Origin of the sequence: Sphingobium olei (genome assembly GCF_042678845.1) — a bacterium.
Classification (GTDB): domain Bacteria; phylum Pseudomonadota; class Alphaproteobacteria; order Sphingomonadales; family Sphingomonadaceae; genus Sphingobium; species Sphingobium olei.
Map to the genome: position 1 here is coordinate 1 of NZ_JBHTLS010000033.1, position 1,052 is coordinate 1,052.

1 protein-coding gene is annotated in these 1,052 nt (G+C 58.8%); it reads right to left on the reverse strand.

Annotation, left to right across the window (positions count from 1 at the left end):
- Positions 1-15: 15 nt before the first annotated feature.
- Positions 16-973 (reverse strand): IS630 family transposase gene (locus tag ACFQ24_RS03870; RefSeq protein WP_380909140.1). Its coding sequence is split into 2 segments (ribosomal slippage): positions 16-652 and positions 651-973, totalling 960 coding nucleotides; the frame shifts between segments, so codons are not numbered across the junction.
- Positions 974-1,052: the final 79 nt, after the last annotated feature.

Here is a 1,052-nt window from a genome sequence, read left to right on the forward strand (position 1 = left end):
TAGAGCATCGAGCCTTTAATCTGACGCATATCCAGCTGCTTTGATGAAGTTCCAGCATTCTTCTGGGGTATAGAGGTCACAGATGTTGCCGATGGCGTGCCATAGGGCATCGATGGTTCTGGCGCCGGTTCGGCGCAGATGGGCCTTGAGTTTAGCGAATGCCATTTCGATCGGGTTGAGATCGGGGCTGTATGGCGGAGTGAAGAGGAACCATGCGCCTCTGGCCTTGAGTATGGCCTTGGCTTTTTCGCTTTTGTGGCTGGAGAGATTGTCGAGGATAACGACGTCGCCGGGCTTGAGGGTCGGGGCGAGTTGGGTTTCGACATAGGTCTCAAAGGTTGTTCGGTTCATGGGGCAGTCGATGACCCATGGCGCAGTCAGTCCGTCACATCGCAGGGCAGCGATAAAGGTCTGTGTTTTCCAGTGACCAAAGGGCGCTCGCGCCTTCAGGCGCTGGTCGCGGCGCGCCCGTCCCCGTAGCCTTGTCATCTTCGTTGTGGTTGCCGTCTCGTCGATGAAGACCAGTCGATGCGGGGCCTTGCGCAGGCATGGCTGCCGATAGACGCGCCAGGTCCGGCGCGCCTGGGCAACATCATCGCGTCCGCACTCCGACGCCAGCAGCGTTTTTTTTGAAGCTGTAGCCGGCCTTGAGCAACGCACGCGAAAGAGAAGCGGGATGGGCGCGAACGCCGGTTGCTGCAACAAGTCGCGCCGACAGTTCCGGCATGGTGAGGTCCGGCTCGGCATCAACCCATTTCATCAAGGCCGCCATATGCGGCGCCAGCTTGCCGTCACCGGGGGGACGCCCTTGTCGGGCAGGCGCCACTGATCCGGTGGTCGCAACTCGCTGCGCCAGCTTCACAGCACAGCTGGGACTTACCCCAAAATGACGCGATGCAGAGCGACGCGATTGCCCAGATGCAATGTGATCGACAATTCGGCCCCGAAGATCGGCTGAATAGGATTTCCCCATGATCCACCTCCAATCACGATGAATCACATCCTGATCCTGCTGGGAATCCCAAGATTCCTATTTCACGCTCGATGCTCTA